This is a genomic window from Variovorax terrae (assembly GCF_022809125.1).
GTDB lineage: Bacteria > Pseudomonadota > Gammaproteobacteria > Burkholderiales > Burkholderiaceae_C > Variovorax_A > Variovorax_A terrae.
Map to the genome: position 1 here is coordinate 1758465 of NZ_JALGBI010000001.1, position 14552 is coordinate 1773016.

The 14552-nt window shown below is 67.7% G+C and carries 18 protein-coding genes; 13 read left to right on the forward strand and 5 right to left on the reverse strand.

From position 1 onward, the window contains the following. Positions 1 to 22: 22 nt before the first annotated feature. The gene (locus MMF98_RS08325; protein ID WP_243305810.1) at positions 23 to 409 is read right to left on the reverse strand and encodes a COG4315 family predicted lipoprotein; all 387 of its coding nucleotides are present in this window, start codon (positions 407 to 409) and stop codon (positions 23 to 25) included. Between the two features lie 115 nt (positions 410 to 524). Next, positions 525 to 998, reverse strand: a complete 474-nt coding sequence (gene smpB, locus MMF98_RS08330) for an SsrA-binding protein SmpB (RefSeq protein ID WP_243305811.1) — start codon at positions 996 to 998, stop codon at positions 525 to 527. Between the two features lie 81 nt (positions 999 to 1079). On the opposite strand from smpB, the gene MMF98_RS08335 reads away from it, so the two are divergent. After that, positions 1080 to 1520, forward strand: a complete 441-nt coding sequence (locus tag MMF98_RS08335; protein WP_243305812.1) for a type II toxin-antitoxin system RatA family toxin — start codon at positions 1080 to 1082, stop codon at positions 1518 to 1520. A gap of 4 nt (positions 1521 to 1524) precedes the next feature. Next, positions 1525 to 1860, forward strand: coding sequence for an RnfH family protein (locus MMF98_RS08340; RefSeq protein ID WP_243305813.1), 336 nt, complete (start codon positions 1525 to 1527; stop codon positions 1858 to 1860). A gap of 10 nt (positions 1861 to 1870) precedes the next feature. Here the strand turns inward: MMF98_RS08340 and MMF98_RS08345 are convergent, their stop codons facing one another. Beyond that, positions 1871 to 2368: a DUF4124 domain-containing protein gene (locus tag MMF98_RS08345; protein WP_243305814.1), complete on the reverse strand. Its 498-nt coding sequence runs from the start codon at positions 2366 to 2368 to the stop codon at positions 1871 to 1873. 138 nt (positions 2369 to 2506) lie between these two features. On the opposite strand from MMF98_RS08345, the gene guaB reads away from it, so the two are divergent. From guaB to MMF98_RS08385, 8 genes are all read left to right on the forward strand, one after another. Then, the gene (gene guaB / locus MMF98_RS08350; protein ID WP_243305815.1) at positions 2507 to 3976 is read left to right on the forward strand and encodes an IMP dehydrogenase; all 1470 of its coding nucleotides are present in this window, start codon (positions 2507 to 2509) and stop codon (positions 3974 to 3976) included. 98 nt (positions 3977 to 4074) lie between these two features. After that, positions 4075 to 4350, forward strand: a complete 276-nt coding sequence (locus tag MMF98_RS08355; RefSeq protein ID WP_243305816.1) for a type II toxin-antitoxin system Phd/YefM family antitoxin — start codon at positions 4075 to 4077, stop codon at positions 4348 to 4350. Beyond that, positions 4347 to 4769 (forward strand): type II toxin-antitoxin system VapC family toxin, encoded by a 423-nt coding sequence (locus MMF98_RS08360; protein WP_243305817.1) that lies wholly within the window; start codon positions 4347 to 4349, stop codon positions 4767 to 4769. Before MMF98_RS08355 ends, MMF98_RS08360 begins: the two co-directional genes overlap by 4 nt. Before the next feature lie 7 nt (positions 4770 to 4776). Beyond that, positions 4777 to 6396, forward strand: coding sequence for a glutamine-hydrolyzing GMP synthase (gene guaA / locus MMF98_RS08365; protein ID WP_243305818.1), 1620 nt, complete (start codon positions 4777 to 4779; stop codon positions 6394 to 6396). Between the two features lie 61 nt (positions 6397 to 6457). Continuing rightward, positions 6458 to 7093 (forward strand): FMN-binding negative transcriptional regulator, encoded by a 636-nt coding sequence (locus tag MMF98_RS08370; protein WP_243305819.1) that lies wholly within the window; start codon positions 6458 to 6460, stop codon positions 7091 to 7093. A 1-nt stretch (position 7094) separates the two neighbouring features. Continuing rightward, positions 7095 to 7325: a hypothetical protein gene (locus MMF98_RS08375; RefSeq protein WP_243305820.1), complete on the forward strand. Its 231-nt coding sequence runs from the start codon at positions 7095 to 7097 to the stop codon at positions 7323 to 7325. Positions 7326 to 7388: 63 nt separating this feature from the next. Beyond that, a complete protein-coding gene (gene tadA, locus MMF98_RS08380; protein ID WP_243305821.1) occupies positions 7389 to 8759 on the forward strand; it encodes a tRNA adenosine(34) deaminase TadA in 1371 nt (456 codons plus the stop codon). A 13-nt stretch (positions 8760 to 8772) separates the two neighbouring features. Further along, positions 8773 to 9759, forward strand: coding sequence for an LD-carboxypeptidase (locus tag MMF98_RS08385; protein ID WP_243305822.1), 987 nt, complete (start codon positions 8773 to 8775; stop codon positions 9757 to 9759). A 31-nt stretch (positions 9760 to 9790) separates the two neighbouring features. Here MMF98_RS08385 and MMF98_RS08390 read toward each other — a convergent pair whose 3' ends face one another. Then, positions 9791 to 10135: a hypothetical protein gene (locus MMF98_RS08390; protein ID WP_243305823.1), complete on the reverse strand. Its 345-nt coding sequence runs from the start codon at positions 10133 to 10135 to the stop codon at positions 9791 to 9793. A gap of 268 nt (positions 10136 to 10403) precedes the next feature. On the opposite strand from MMF98_RS08390, the gene MMF98_RS08395 reads away from it, so the two are divergent. Together MMF98_RS08395 and MMF98_RS08400 are read left to right on the forward strand one after the other, a co-directional pair. Beyond that, a complete protein-coding gene (locus MMF98_RS08395) occupies positions 10404 to 11825 on the forward strand; it encodes an aldehyde dehydrogenase family protein (protein WP_243305824.1) in 1422 nt (473 codons plus the stop codon). 54 nt (positions 11826 to 11879) lie between these two features. Further along, positions 11880 to 12833, forward strand: coding sequence for an adenylate/guanylate cyclase domain-containing protein (locus MMF98_RS08400; protein WP_243305825.1), 954 nt, complete (start codon positions 11880 to 11882; stop codon positions 12831 to 12833). A gap of 76 nt (positions 12834 to 12909) precedes the next feature. Here the strand turns inward: MMF98_RS08400 and MMF98_RS08405 are convergent, their stop codons facing one another. Continuing rightward, positions 12910 to 13950, reverse strand: coding sequence for a DUF72 domain-containing protein (locus MMF98_RS08405; RefSeq protein WP_423837613.1), 1041 nt, complete (start codon positions 13948 to 13950; stop codon positions 12910 to 12912). A 174-nt stretch (positions 13951 to 14124) separates the two neighbouring features. On the opposite strand from MMF98_RS08405, the gene MMF98_RS08410 reads away from it, so the two are divergent. After that, positions 14125 to 14550, forward strand: a complete 426-nt coding sequence (locus tag MMF98_RS08410; protein WP_243305827.1) for a universal stress protein — start codon at positions 14125 to 14127, stop codon at positions 14548 to 14550. Positions 14551 to 14552: the final 2 nt, after the last annotated feature.

Here is a 14552-nt window from a genome sequence, read left to right on the forward strand (position 1 = left end):
GCCAGGCCGGTTGGCGCCAGACTCAGGGGCGCGCGATCTTCCAGATGCCGTTGAAGCCGTCGCCCGTGCGGTCGCCCGGCTTGGCGTCCTTGGACCAGTAGTAGAGCGGCCAGCCCTGGTAGGCCCATTGCTTGCGGCCGTCGTCGCGCATCACGATGGTGTAGGCGCCGATCGGCTTGGCCGCCTCGGGCGCGGTCAGCGGCGGCCAGTTGGTGGCGCAGCCCCCGTTGCAGGCCGACTTGCCGCTGCCGGCGGCGTCGCGGTCGAAGGTGTAGAGCGTCATGCCGGTCGGCCCGATCAGCACGCCGTCGGCGGTCCGGGTCGGCATGTCGGGCGGCGCGGAGGACGACATGCTGCCGCATCCGGCGAGCAGCGCGGCGCACAGCAGTGAAACAGGGAGCAGTTTCATGGTGATCTCCGGTTGGGTTACACGAGGGCGTGGCTTCGGGGCGACCGCGTCCGGCCCCACAGTCTATGCCTGATTCGTGCCGCGCGGGAGCCCCGGCGGGCCGCTGCCGGCGAGGCTAGCGGTGCCGGTTTTTCATGGCGCGCTCGACTTCGCGCTTGCCTTCGCGGTCCTTGATGGTGTCGCGCTTGTCGTGCTCGGCCTTGCCCTTGGCCAGCGCGATCTCGCATTTGACCTTGCCAGCCTTCCAGTGCAGGTTCAGCGGCACCAGCGTGTAGCCCTTTTGCTCGACCTTGCCGATCAGCCGGCGGATTTCTTCCTTGTGCAGCAGCAGCTTCTTGGTGCGCACCGCGTCCGGGTTGACGTGGGTGGAGGCGGTCTTGAGCGGGTTGATCTGGCAGCCGATCACGAACAGCTCGCCGTTGCGGATCACCACGTAGCCGTCGGTGAGCTGGACCTTGCCCTCGCGCAGCGCCTTGACTTCCCAGCCCTCGAGCACCATGCCGGCCTCGAAGCGCTCTTCGAAGAAATAATTGAACGCGGCCTTTTTGTTGTCGGCAATGCGGGAGGAAGTGTCTGGTTTTTTGGCCATGGATATGAAGTGGGGCTGCATGGCCTCAATACAATTGCGCCCGCAGCGCCAATTTTACGCTGCAGCCTGTTGCCCGCCTGAATGAAAACCGTCCACAAGTCCGTCCTGATCTGGTACAGCGCCGAAGAAATGTTCGCCCTGGTGACCGACGTGGCCCACTACCCCGAATTCCTGCCCTGGTGCGACCACGCCAAGGTGGTGTCCACGGACGAGGAGGGCATGACCGCCGAAGTCGGCATTTCCTTTGGCGGCATCCGCCAGACCTTCACCACGCGCAATGAGCATGTGGTGGGCCGCGAGGTGGGCATGAAGCTGGTCAGCGGGCCGTTCTCCAAGCTTGACGGCCAGTGGCGCTTCATTCCGCTGGGCGATGCGAGCCAGCGCGCCTGCCGGGTGGAATTGCAGCTTCACTACGGGTTCGACAACGCCGCGCTGGCCGCCCTGGTGGGGCCGGTGTTCGACAAGATCGCGGGCAGCCTGGTGGACGCCTTCGTCAAGCGGGCCGGCCAGGTCTACGGCTGACGCCATGGACCTGCACGTGACGGTGGCGTACTCGCCCGGGCCGCGCGAAGTCTGGGAAAAGAGCCTGGTGCTCGCCGAGGGCTCCACGGTTTCGCAGGCGCTGCAGGCCAGCGGCCTGCAGCAGGCTTTTCCAGCGCTGGATTTGAGTTTGGCCGTGGTTGGTGTCTGGGGCCGCAAGGCCGCGCCGGGCCAGGTGCTGCGCGAGCGCGATCGCGTGGAAATCTACCGCCCGCTCCAGGTGGACCCGAAGGTGGCGCGCCGCGAGCGCTTCCAGAAGCAGGGGGCGCGGGCGGCCGGCCTGTTCGCCAAGAAGCGGCCGGGCGCCAAGGCCGGCTACTGAGCCCGGCGGCCTATTTGCAGTCGCTGTCGATGATGCCCTGAACCCGGCTGCTTTCGGCGGCGCGGGCTTCGTCGCTCATGAACTCGCGCTCGCCCTGAGTGTTGAACTGCTGGATGCGTGCCCCCGACTTGAGCGCCTCCATGTTGCGGCGCGCCCGCACGCAGTTCTCGGACTGGGCCTTCGCCAGCTTCTCGTCGTCGGCCTTGCGCTTGGCGGCTTCGTCGTCGTCGGCTTTCTTCTTCTTGGCCTCGAGCCCGGCGTCCTTGCCCGACAGCTTCGGGACGCCGGCCGCGGGGGCGGATGCGGCCGGTGCTGCCGCCGCCGTTTCCGCCGGCAGGCTGCGCTTGCCGCCAGGCTGCTTGAGCACGTTCTTTTCCGGGATGTCGGAGGGAGGTGACCGGTCGCTGTACACCTTGCGGCCATCCTTGTCGATCCATTGCCATTGGGCCGACGCCATCATCGACACGGCGCAGAGGGCGCCAAACAGAAAAACTCGAAGCGGATTCATGCCGGGCAGTTTAGCGCCGCAGGCTGCGCGTGGCGACCTTGTTACATCGATCCGGCGGCTTTTGCGGCCTGGTTTGTGGTTTTGGCGCCGCCGCCGGGACCGGCCCCACGGGTACAATCCGTTTTTTGGAGCTTTCACATGCGCCTTCTCGGAAAAGCGCTCACCTTCGACGATGTGTTGTTGGTGCCGGCGTTCTCCCAAGTCCTGCCCAAGGACACCTCTCTCGCGACCCGCTTCTCCCGCAACATCAACCTGAACCTTCCGCTCGTGTCGGCCGCCATGGACACGGTCACGGAAGCGCGCCTGGCGATCGCCATCGCGCAGGAAGGCGGCATGGGCATCGTGCACAAGAACCTCACCGCGCAGCAGCAGGCGGCTGAAGTGGCCCGCGTCAAGCGCTACGAAAGCGGCGTGCTGCGCGACCCCGTGGTGATCACGCCCACGCACACGGTGCGCCAGGTCATGGACCTGTCGGAACAGCTCGGCGTGAGCGGCTTTCCGGTCTGCGACGGCGGCAAGGTGGTGGGCATCGTGACCGGGCGCGACCTGCGCTTCGAGACGCGCTACGACGTGCCGGTGAGCCAGATCATGACGCCGCGCGACAAGCTCATCACGGTGAAGGACGGCACCACGCCGGCCGAAGCCAAGGCGCTGCTCAACAAGTACAAGCTCGAACGCCTGCTGGTGGTCAACGAGGCCTTCGAGCTCAAGGGCCTGATCACGGTCAAGGACATCACCAAGCAGACCAGCTTTCCGAACGCCGCGCGCGATGCGTCCGGCCGCCTGCGCGTGGGCGCGGCGGTGGGCGTGGGCGAGGGCACCGAGGAGCGCGTCGAGGCGCTGGTCAAGGCCGGGGTGGACGCGATCGTGGTCGACACGGCGCACGGCCACAGCAAGGGCGTGATCGAGCGCGTGCGCTGGGTCAAGCAGAACTACCCGCAGGTGGACGTGATCGGCGGCAACATCGCCACCGGCGCGGCCGCGCTGGCGCTGGCCGAGGTGGGCGCCGATGCGGTCAAGGTCGGCATCGGCCCCGGCTCCATCTGCACCACGCGCATCGTGGCCGGCGTGGGCGTGCCGCAGATCATGGCCATCGACAACGTGGCCACGGCGCTCAGGGGCTCGGGCGTGCCGCTGATCGCCGACGGCGGCATCCGCTACTCGGGCGACATCGCCAAGGCCATTGCCGCGGGCGCCAGCACCGTGATGATGGGCGGCATGTTCGCCGGCACCGAGGAAGCGCCGGGCGAGGTCATCCTGTACCAGGGCCGCAGCTACAAGAGCTACCGCGGCATGGGCAGCATCGGCGCCATGCAGCAGGGCAGCGCCGACCGCTATTTCCAGGAAGCCACCACGGGCAACCCGAACGCCGACAAGCTGGTGCCCGAGGGCATCGAAGGCCGCGTGCCCTACAAGGGCTCGATGGTCTCCATCGTGTTCCAGATGGCCGGCGGCGTGCGCGCCAGCATGGGCTACTGCGGCTGCGCCACCATCGAGGAGATGAAGGACAAGGCCGAGTTCGTGGAGATCACCGCCGCCGGCATCCGCGAGAGCCACGTGCACGACGTGCAGATCACCAAGGAAGCGCCGAACTACCGGGCCGATTGAGCAAAACCCTCTTCAACTAGAAAAAGGCCAGAAATTCTGGCCTTTTTCTTGATCTGGTTTAAAATATAGCCATAAATCAATCCTGAAAAGCCCAGATTTTGCAAACCGTTCCCATCAACGAAGCCAAAACCCGGCTGTCCGCCCTGATCCATGCGGTGGAGCAGGGTGAGGAAGTGGTGCTCACGCGCCATGGCAAGAAGGTCATCCGGCTGGTCGCGGCGACGGACGACGAGCCGACCGAGGCCGAGCGCGACAAGCTCGCGGCCCAGGCCCTGGAAGACCTGCGCGCCTTTCGTTCGCTGTGGAGCCCGGCACCGACAGGCGATGGGAAGAGCACATGGCAGCAACTGCGTGATGAAGGCCGGAAATATTGAAGCCCATCGTTCTTGACGCGTCGGCCGCCGCCGCCTGGTGCATTCCGGACGAGCAGCACGACACGGCCGATTTCCACTATGCCCAGGCCCGCAGCCGCGACGGCATCTACCATGCGCCCACCCTCTGGCTGTGGGACGTGGGCAATGTGATGGCCATGGCCTATCGCCGCAACCGCCTGCCGCGCGCCCACTACGAGCGGGGCCTGGAAATCATCTCCATGGCCATGGTCGAGATCGACATGCCCCCCAACCTGCATCGGCGCAGCCAGGTTCTGCGCCTGGCCGAGGCCCATGCGCTAACCTACTACGACGCCTCCTACCTGGAACTGGTCGTCCGCCTCAACGGCACGCTGCTGTCGCGCGACAGGGCGCTCGCGGCGGCCGCACAAGCCTGCAGCATTTCCTGTATCTACTTCTGAGCCCACCATGCAACACCAGAAAATCCTCATCCTCGACTTTGGCTCCCAGGTCACGCAGCTGATCGCGCGCCGCGTGCGCGAAGCCCATGTGTTCTGCGAAGTCCAACCCTGCGACGTCAGCGACGACTGGGTGCGCGATTACGCCAAGGACGGCCTGCTCAAGGGCGTGATCCTGTCGGGCAGCCACGCCAGTGTGTATGAAGACACCACCGACAAGGCGCCGCAGGCCGTGTTCGAGCTCGGCGTGCCGGTGCTGGGCATCTGCTACGGCATGCAGACCATGGCCTGGCAACTGGGCGGCAAGGTCGAGGGCGGGCACAAGCGAGAGTTCGGCCATGCGGATGTGCGGGCCCGCGGCCACACCAGGCTGTTCGACGGCATCCAGGACTACGCCACGCCCGAAGGCCACGGCATGCTCACCGTGTGGATGAGCCATGGCGACAAGGTGACCGAGCTGCCGCCCGGCTTCAAGCTCATGGCCAGCACCGAGAGCTGCCCGATCGCGGGCATGGCCGATGAGGCGCGCGGCTTCTACGCTGTGCAGTTCCACCCGGAGGTGACGCACACCCGGCAGGGCAAGGCGATCCTTGAGCGCTTCGTGCTCGGCATCTGCCAGGCGCGGCCCGACTGGATCATGGGGGACTACATCAGCGAAGCCGTGGACAGGATCCGCGCGCAGGTGGGCGACGAGGAGGTGATCCTCGGCCTGTCGGGCGGGGTCGATTCGAGCGTGGCGGCCGCGCTGATCCACCGCGCCATCGGCGACCAACTGACCTGCGTGTTCGTCGACCACGGCCTGCTGCGCCTGAACGAAGGCGACATGGTCATGGAGATGTTCGAAGGCAAGCTGCATGCGAAGGTGATCCGCGTGGACGCCAGCGAGCTGTTTCTCGGCAAGCTCGCCGGCGTGAGCGACCCCGAAGCCAAGCGCAAGATCATCGGCGGCGAATTCGTCACCGTGTTCAAGCAGGAAGCCGCGAAGCTCAAGGCCAGCGGTGCCGGTCACAAGGGTGCGACCTTCCTCGCGCAAGGCACGATCTACCCCGACGTCATCGAATCGGGCGGTGCCAAGAGCAAGAAGGCCGTCACCATCAAGAGCCACCACAACGTGGGCGGCCTGCCCGAGCAACTGGGCCTCAAGCTGCTGGAGCCGCTGCGTGACCTGTTCAAGGACGAGGTGCGCGAACTCGGCGTGGCGCTGGGCCTTCCGCCCGAGATGGTGTACCGCCACCCGTTCCCCGGCCCGGGCCTGGGCGTGCGCATCCTGGGCGAGGTGAAGAAGGACTACGCCGACCTGCTGCGCCGTGCCGATGCGATCTTCATTGAGGAACTGCGCAACTTCAAGGACGAGGCCACGGGCAAGAGCTGGTACGACCTCACGAGCCAGGCCTTCACCGTGTTCCTGCCCGTGAAGAGCGTGGGCGTGATGGGCGACGGCCGCACCTACGACTACGTGGTGGCGCTGCGCGCCGTGCAGACCAGCGACTTCATGACGGCCGACTGGGCCGAGCTGCCCTATGCACTGCTCAAGAAGGTGTCGGGCCGCATCATCAACGAAGTGCGCGGCATCAACCGCGTGACCTATGACGTGAGCAGCAAGCCGCCGGCGACCATCGAGTGGGAATGAGCGCCCGCCGCAGCGCCCGCAAGGCCTGACAAAGCCCCTTCAGGCCGGGCACAATGTGCCCATGTACCAGCCCCCGCACTTCAAGACCACCGACAGCGCCACGGCCGCACGGCTGATGCGCGAATACCCGTTCGCCAGCCTCATCAGCAACGACGACGACGGCCTGCCCTACGTTACGCACCTGCCGCTGCACCTCGAAGAGCGCGCTTCGGCTGATTCAGGGCAGGTGGAGTTTGTCCTGCTGGGCCACTGCGCCAAGCCCAACGCGCATTGGCGCTACCTGCAGGCGCGGCCCCGCGCCGTGGTGACGTTTCTCGGCCCCCATGCCTACCTGTCGCCCAGGGTCTATCCCGATCTGGCTCGGGTGCCGAGCTGGAACTACCTGGCCGTGCACTGCACGGTGCAGGCGACCCTAATCGAAGACCCGCTGGCCAAGGATCGGCTGCTCAAGACGCTGATCGGCGACCACGAGCCCGCGTATGCCGAGCAGTGGCGCGGGCTGGGCGAAGAGTTCGCGCACAAGATGCTGGCGGGCATCATGGGCTTCGAGCTCAAGGTGACCGACTGGCAGTGCAAGCTCAAGCTCAACCAGCACCGGCCCGAGTCGCGCGACGCGATGAAGGCGATGTATGCCGAGGGCAACGAGAACGAGCGCGCGCTGGCGGACTGGATGGACCAACTCAAGCCCCGAGGCTGACATGCGCGTGATCTTCGGCGTATTGAGCCTGCTGATCGCGGTGGCGGTGATCGGCGTGCTGGCCAAGAAGCAACTGGCGGCGGTTGCCACCCCGGTGGCCGTGCCCGGCGCGGTGGCGCCTGCGGCGCCAGGCGCCACGCCGCGCCAGCAGAGCGAACAGATGCAGCAGCAGGTCCGGCAGACGGTCGAGGGCCTGATGCAGCAGGCGCGCCCCATGCCCGACGACAAATGAGAACGAAATCGGCCCAAGGTCCAGGTGCAGCGGTCATTGAGTGCTATCAAATGAGTAGCAAGCATGGCGGATGACGCCTTCATGCGGCTGGCGCTGGCGCAGGCCCGGCAGGCGGGCGCCGAGGGCGAGGTGCCGGTGGGAGCCGTGGTGGTGCGCCACGGCCAGGTGATCGCCACCGGGCACAACGCGCCGATCGGCCGCCACGACCCGACGGCCCATGCCGAGATGGTGGCGCTGCGCGCCGCCGCGCAGGCGCTGGGCAACTACCGGCTCGATGACTGCGAACTGTTCGTCACGCTCGAGCCCTGCGCCATGTGCAGCGGCGCGATGCTGCACGCGCGCCTAAAGCGCGTCGTGTTCGGCGCCCCGGACCCCAAGACCGGCGCGGCCGGCTCGGTGGTCGATCTGTTCGCCCAGCCGCAGCTCAACCACCAGACTCGGATCCAGGGAGGCCTGCTGGCAGACGAGTGCGGCGCGCTGCTCAGCGACTTCTTCCGCCAGCGGCGCGATCAGGCGCGCCGCCAGAGCCAGCCCGTGCGCGACGACGCGCTGCGCACGCCCGAGGCGCGCTTCGCCGGCCTGCCGGGCTATCCCTGGGAGCCGCACTACCTCAGCGATCTGCCGTCCCTGGACGGCCTGCGCCTGCACTACCTGGACGAAGGGCCGCGCGATGCGGCGCTGACCTGGCTGTGCCTGCATGGCAACCCGGCCTGGAGCTACCTGTACCGCAAGATGATCCCGGTGTTCCTGCGCGGCGGCGGCCGCGTCGTGGCGCCCGACCTGGTGGGCTTCGGCAAGAGCGACAAGCCCAAGAAGGACAGCGCCCATAGCTTCGGCTGGCACCGCCAGGTGCTGCTCGAGCTGGTCGAGCGGCTGGACTTGCGCCGGGTCGTGCTGGTGGTGCAGGATTGGGGCGGCCTGCTGGGCCTGACGCTGCCGATGGCCGCGCCCGAGCGCTACCGCGGCCTGCTCGTGATGAACACCACGCTGGCCACCGGCGAGGCGCCGCTGCCGCCCGGTTTCCTGGCCTGGCGCGAGATGTGCGCCCAGCATCCCGAGTTCGACGTGGCGCGGCTGTTCGCGCGCGGCAATCTGCAGATGAGCGCCGCCGAATGCGCTGCCTACAACGCCCCGTTTCCCGACCGCGGCCACCGCGCGGCGCTGCGGGCCTTCCCGCCGATGGTGCCCGAGTCCCCCGGCGACGACGGCGCGGCGGTGTCACGCCAGGCGCGCGACTTCTGGGCCCGCGACTGGCAGGGCCAGACCTTCATGGCCGTGGGCGCGCAGGACCCGGTGCTGGGCCCGGCCGTGATGGACGGGCTGCGCCAGACCCTGCGCGGCTGCCCCGAGCCGCTGGTGCTGGCCCAGGCCGGGCATTTCGTGCAGGAGCATGGCGAGGCCGTGGCCGAGGCCGCCGTGCGTGTTTTCAAGTGACATACTGGCGTCCGTGAAAAAACATATCTACATCTACTCGCCTTCGAGCGCCGTGCGCGACAAGGCTTCGTTCAAGCGCGGCGTGGCGCGCCTCAAGGCCCAGGGCCACGAGGTGGAAATCGACGAGGCGGCACTGGCCAGCCACCTGCGTTTTGCCGGCGACGACGAGACGCGGCTGGCCGCCATCCACCGTGCCGCCGCCAGCGGCGCCGACGTGGCATTGATCTCGCGCGGCGGCTACGGCCTCACGCGCATCCTGCCGGGCATCCGCTACAAGGCCGTGGCCAAGGCGATTGCCAAGGGCACGCAGTTCGTCGGCGTGAGCGACTTCACCGCGTTCCAGAATGCGCTGCTGGCGCAGACCGGCGCGGTGAGCTGGGCCGGCCCGGCGCTGGGCGCCGATTTCGGCACCGAGGACGAGCCCGACGAGATCATGCTGGCCTGCTTCGACGACCTGCTCTACGGCCAGGGCGAGGGCGCGGGCTGGCGGCTGGGCCGCGAGCCGGCCGCGAAGCAGGCGCCTGACACCGCGCCGCCGCAGGGCCGGGCCAAGCGGGCGGGCGGGGCGCCAGGCGTTCCGGCGGCGCTGGAAGTGCGCGATGCCGTGCTCTGGGGCGGCAACCTCGCGGTGCTGGCCTCGCTCGTGGGCACGCCCTGGCTGCCGGCCATCAAGGGCGGCATCCTGTTCCTGGAGGATGTGAACGAGCATCCCTACCGCATCGAGCGGCTGCTCACGCAGCTGCTGCACGCCGGCGTGCTGGCGCAGCAGAAGGCCATCGTGTTCGGCCAGTTCAACGGCTACAAGCTCTCGGCGCACGACAAGGGCTTCAAGCTGCAGTCGGTGATCGACTGGCTGCGCGGCCAGTTGAAGAAGGTGCCGGTGCTGACCAACCTGCCGTTCGGCCACGTCGCCACCAAGGTGCTGCTGCCGGTGGGGGCGCCGGTAGCGCTGTCGGTCGAGGAGCGCGATGCGTTCTTGCTGTGGGGACACCACCACTGAGCGGCGCGGGCGGGGGGGGCGCCCGCCGGGTTCAGCCGGTGGAGCGCCGCCGGGTGCCTTGCGCCTCGGGCACCAGGCCCTGGAACATTGCGGTGAGCGTGCCCATCGTGTCGCGCGCCAGGGCTTCGCCGTGCATGGCGGCCAGCGCGGCCATCAGCTCGCCGCGCAGATACCACAGGGCCTGCACGTCGCCGGCGTAGCGCACGCGGCGCGTGATCTGGGTGAATTGCCGGGCGCCGTCCTGGCCCAGGCTGTCGAGCATCTGCTCGCGGATGTCTTCGGTCCGGCTTTCGAGCGTGGACTCGGAAACCGGAGGAGGGGTGCCGCCAAGCAGGCTGTAGACGCTGTGGCGCAAGCTGGGTTTGATCCAACGCATGACTCTTTTGTCCATCATCTGAACAATTCTTGTTTGATGCCTGACAAGTTAAGGCGGCAGGCAGCAAAGTGCAAATTCATTTGTTCAAATAGTCAAAGAAAAACAACGGAAAAATCAACGACTTGGTAACGAGATGTGATGTTTTCTGTGACCAATTTTGGCGCTTAGTTCTTTAGAATTCATGACAGTGTTGTCAGTGCCCTCTCGCTCTTGCATACGGAAAACTGCGGTTTACTTCATAATCTAACGCCGCAAGGCAATAAATCTCATGAAAACGTATTCCTCCCACTACATCAACGGCGCCTGGGTCCAGGCCCGATCGAGCGACACGTTCGCGGTCCATGACTCCAGCACCGAGGAGGTGATGGCCACCGTGCCGGCCGGCACCGCCGCCGAGGCGGAGCAGGCGGTGCTGGCGGCCCGCGCGGCCTTCGACGCCTGGGCCGCGCTGCCGGTGGAGACGCGCGCCGCCTACCTGGACAAGGTGTCCGCCGGCCTGAAGGCCCGCATGGACGAAATGGCCACTGCGATCGCGCGCGAGGTCGGCATGCCGCTCAAGCTGGCCAAGCCGGTGCAGGTGGGCGGGCCGGTCTGGAACTGGGCCAACTTCGCCAAGGTGGCGCGCGCCTTCGAGTGGGAAGAGAAAGTCGGCCACTCGCTGGTGGTGCGCGAGCCGATCGGCGTGGTCGGCTGTATCACGCCGTGGAACTTCCCGCTCAACCAGATCACGCTCAAGGTCGCGCCGGCGCTGGCGGCCGGCTGCACCGTGGTGCTCAAGCCCAGCGAGATCGCGCCGGTCAACGCCATGATCCTGGCCGAGATCATCCACGAGGCCGGCCTGCCGCCGGGCGTGTTCAACCTGGTCAACGGCGCCGGCCCGGTGGTGGGCGAGGTGCTGGCCACGCACCCCGAGGTGGACATGGTGAGCTTCACCGGCTCCACCCGCGCCGGCAAGCGGGTGGCCGAGCTGGCCAGCCAGAGCGTCAAGCGCGTGGCGCTGGAGCTGGGCGGCAAGTCGGCCAGCGTGATCCTGCCCGATGCCGACTTCGAGGCCGCCGTCAAGGGCACGATCTCGGCCTGCCTGCTCAACAGCGGCCAGACCTGCTCGGCCCACACCCGCATGCTGGTGCCCGAGAGCCGCTACGAGGAGGTCAAGTCGCTGGCGCAGGCCGCGGTGGCGCGCTTTGGCATCGGCCCGAGCCTGGAAGAAGGCAGCAAGCTCGGCCCGCTGGTGAGCGCGGCGCAGCGCGACCGCGTGCTCGGCTTCATCGCCAAGGGCATCGAGGAGGGCGCCGAAGTGATCGCTGGCGGCGCGACCACGCCGGCACGGGCGCCCGGCTACTTCGTGCAGCCCACCATCCTGCGCGTGCAGCCCGGTGACACGTTGGCGCGCGAGGAGATCTTCGGGCCGGTGCTGGTGGTCATCACCTACCAGGACGAGGACGAGGCCGTAAAGATCGCCAACGACACCATCTACGGCCTGGGCGGCGCCGTCTGGAGCGGCGACGAGGCCCATGCGGTGGCCGTGGCGCGGCGCATCCGGACCGGCCAGATCGACATCAACGGCGGCCCGTTCAACGGCAACGCGCCGTTTGGCGGTTACAAACAGTCGGGCAACGGGCGCGAAAACGGGGTCTACGGGTTCGAAGAGTTCCTGGAGCTCAAAGCCCTGCAATTCAAGGCTGCCTGAACGGGGTGTGATGCTCTAAACTGCGAGGCACAACAACTCCAGGGCGAGCGGGGCATGGGCGCCAACAAGACGGTCGTATTTGCTGATCTCACCGGAAGCACCGGTGTATTCGAGACGCTTGGCAATGCCAAGGCAACCCAGGCCGTGACCCGGCTGACCCAGTGGATTGGCAAGGTCTGCGAGGCCTACGGGGGGCGCGTGGTCAAGACGCTGGGCGATGGCGTGCTGGCGGTGTTCCCCGACAGCGCGGGCGCGGTGGACGCCGTGGTCGAAATGCAGCGCAACCACCACAAGCGCATCCTCAACTGGCCGCCCAAGCTGCGCATGCGGCTGCAGGTGGGCGTGGCCTCGGGCGAGGTGGTGGAGGTTGACGGCGACTGCTACGGCGATGCCGTGAACGTGGCCTCGCGCCTGAGCGACCTGTCCGGCGCCGACCAGATCTGGGCCACCGACTCGGTGATCGAGCCGCTGTCGGTGTCGTCGGCGGCCGGCGTGCGCTACCGCAGCCTGGGCCCCATCAACATCCGCGGCAAGGCCGAGGCACGGGTGATCTACCGCATCGAGTGGCAGGAAGAGGTGATGTCGGAATTCCTCACCATGCCGGCGGCGCTGCAGGCGGTGCCTTCGTTCAGCGACCCGGTGCTGGGCAAGATCGAGCTGTCGTGGCTCGACGTGAATGCCGCATTCCGCGCCTCCGACCTGCCGATCTACCTCGGGCGCGTGGCCGAAGCCGAATTCGTGGTGAGCGACCAACGCGTGTCGCGCCTGCATGCCAAGATCGAATGGCGCAACGGCACCTTCGTGCTCAGCGACGTCAGCAGCTACGGCACCTGGGTGCGCTTTGCTGGCAGCGAAACCGAGCTGGCCCTGCGGCGCGACGAATGCGTGCTGCACGGCAACGGCGAGATCGCGCTGGGCGCGCCGTTCTCCGATTTCAGCGTGCCGACCGTCAGCTTCAACCTCTCGGGCAGCGCCGTCGAGCTGGAGCACCGCGCCAGCCGGCGCTGAAGCGGGGCGTTTCGGCCTTTCCAGTGGTTTTGAGTGCCTTTCAGGCCCGATGTCCAGGTGCGGTGGTGCTTTGTTGCTATGGTTTCTGTAGCGTCGCCCGGGCCAGTTCGAGCACCGACAGCGGCGCCGAGCCTTCCGCCTTGTTGTTGATCGTCACATAAGCCAACTGGCCCGCGCCGGTGGTGCCGGCGATCACGCGGGCCAGGGCCTCGCGCGTGGCGGGATCGGGGTCCACCAGCTTGTCGAACGGCTGGTACAGGGCCTTGGCGTCCTCGTAGCCGTAGGCGCCGTGCTTGCGGTGCAGGTTCCAGCGGCAGACCAGCGGGCCCGGCCACAGCGCGCGCAGCACCGGCAGCTGCTGCTCGATCGGCGGCATCTTGGCATGCAGGCCCAGGCAGTAGGTGGCGCCGGCCTCGCGCAGCAGGGCGGCGAAGGCCGGGGCCAGGAATTCGCGATTGCGCACCTCGACGGCCACCACCGCATCGGGTGCCGTGGCCCGGAACGACTGCAGCTCGGGCTGCACGGCCTGCAGCATCTGCGCCAGGCGGGCCAGCACCTCGTCGAGCCGGCCCAGCAGCGTCGGGGGCAGCGGGCTGAGCTGGAACACCAGCGCGCCGGCCTTGCCGCCCAGGCCTTCGAGCACCGGCCGCACGAACTCCTGCAGCGCCAGGTCGGGGCTCAGGAAGGCCGGGTTGGGCTGCACGCTGCGGCCGTTCTCGCCGCGCACCGTGGCGTCGGCCACCAGGCTGGGCGCCTTCACCACGAAGCGGAAGTCATCGGGCACCTGGGCCGCGTAGGCCGCGTACTGGCTGGCCGACAGGGGCCGGTAGAACGAGCGGTCCAGGCTCACGGAGCGCAGCAGCGGGTGCTGCGCATAGGCCTTGAGCCCCTGCTTGGACAGCAGGGCCTCGCTGTAGTCGCCCTGCCAGACCAGGCCGCCCCAGCCCGGGAAATGCCAGGACGAGGTGCCCATGCGCAGGCGCTGCGGCAATGCGTGGGCCAGCTCCTCCAGCTCGGGCACGGTGGGCACCGGATCGACGCCGCTGCGCGCCGCACGCCGGCGCGGCTGCGGTGGCGGCGGTGCGGCATCGTCGGAGGGAAAGAGGGCGTCCTGCATGGCGGGGGAATCGGTCAAGGGCGGTCGTTGCAGCCGTGATTGTTCCCGATTTCACGCGCCGGTTTCGGCGGGGCGCGAGGCCGTGCCGCGCCGGTCTGTTGATCCAGATCAGGCCATGCCGGCCGTGTTTGGCCCTAGACTGGGCCGATCCCGATTCACCCGAAGGAGCACCTCATGAAAATCCTCGTTGCGACAGACGGCTCCAAGCATGCCCTGCGCGCGGTCAAGTACGCCATCGAGCTGGTGCATCAGGTCCGGCCGGCCTCGAGCGTCACGCTGGTCAACGTGCACGACGACACGGGGCTGCGCCACGCAAAGGCGTTCGTGGGCCGCACCGAGGTGGCGGACTACCTGCGCGAACTCAGCGAGAAAGAACTCAAGCCGGCGAGAAAGCTGCTCAAGGCCGCCGAGGTCAAGCACGACATCGTGATCCGCACGGGGCACGTTTCGCAGGAAATCGTCGATCTGGCCAGGAACGGCAAGTTCAACCTGATCGTCCTCGGGGCCAAGGGCCGCAGCGCCCTGGCCGATCTGCTGCTCGGCTCGGTGGCCCAGCGCGTGCTGGCGACCGCGCCGCAGCCGGTGGTCCTGGTCAAGTAGGC

Excerpts from the sequence above, each read along its gene's own strand:
- guaA (WP_243305818.1), top strand. The coding sequence starts at position 4,777 with ATGCAACACCAGAAAATCCTCATCCTCGACTTTGGCTCCCAGGTCACG.
- MMF98_RS08395 (WP_243305824.1), top strand. The coding sequence starts at position 10,404 with ATGAAAACGTATTCCTCCCACTACATCAACGGCGCCTGGGTCCAGGCC.
- MMF98_RS08340 (WP_243305813.1), top strand. The coding sequence starts at position 1,525 with ATGGACCTGCACGTGACGGTGGCGTACTCGCCCGGGCCGCGCGAAGTC.
- MMF98_RS08325 (WP_243305810.1), bottom strand. The coding sequence starts at position 409 with ATGAAACTGCTCCCTGTTTCACTGCTGTGCGCCGCGCTGCTCGCCGGA.
- MMF98_RS08370 (WP_243305819.1), top strand. The coding sequence starts at position 6,458 with ATGTACCAGCCCCCGCACTTCAAGACCACCGACAGCGCCACGGCCGCA.
- smpB (WP_243305811.1), bottom strand. The coding sequence starts at position 998 with ATGGCCAAAAAACCAGACACTTCCTCCCGCATTGCCGACAACAAAAAG.
- guaB (WP_243305815.1), top strand. The coding sequence starts at position 2,507 with ATGCGCCTTCTCGGAAAAGCGCTCACCTTCGACGATGTGTTGTTGGTG.
- MMF98_RS08345 (WP_243305814.1), bottom strand. The coding sequence starts at position 2,368 with ATGAATCCGCTTCGAGTTTTTCTGTTTGGCGCCCTCTGCGCCGTGTCG.
- tadA (WP_243305821.1), top strand. The coding sequence starts at position 7,389 with ATGGCGGATGACGCCTTCATGCGGCTGGCGCTGGCGCAGGCCCGGCAG.
- MMF98_RS08410 (WP_243305827.1), top strand. The coding sequence starts at position 14,125 with ATGAAAATCCTCGTTGCGACAGACGGCTCCAAGCATGCCCTGCGCGCG.
- MMF98_RS08335 (WP_243305812.1), top strand. The coding sequence starts at position 1,080 with ATGAAAACCGTCCACAAGTCCGTCCTGATCTGGTACAGCGCCGAAGAA.
- MMF98_RS08375 (WP_243305820.1), top strand. The coding sequence starts at position 7,095 with ATGCGCGTGATCTTCGGCGTATTGAGCCTGCTGATCGCGGTGGCGGTG.
- MMF98_RS08390 (WP_243305823.1), bottom strand. The coding sequence starts at position 10,135 with ATGCGTTGGATCAAACCCAGCTTGCGCCACAGCGTCTACAGCCTGCTT.
- MMF98_RS08400 (WP_243305825.1), top strand. The coding sequence starts at position 11,880 with ATGGGCGCCAACAAGACGGTCGTATTTGCTGATCTCACCGGAAGCACC.
- MMF98_RS08405 (WP_423837613.1), bottom strand. The coding sequence starts at position 13,950 with ATGCAGGACGCCCTCTTTCCCTCCGACGATGCCGCACCGCCGCCACCG.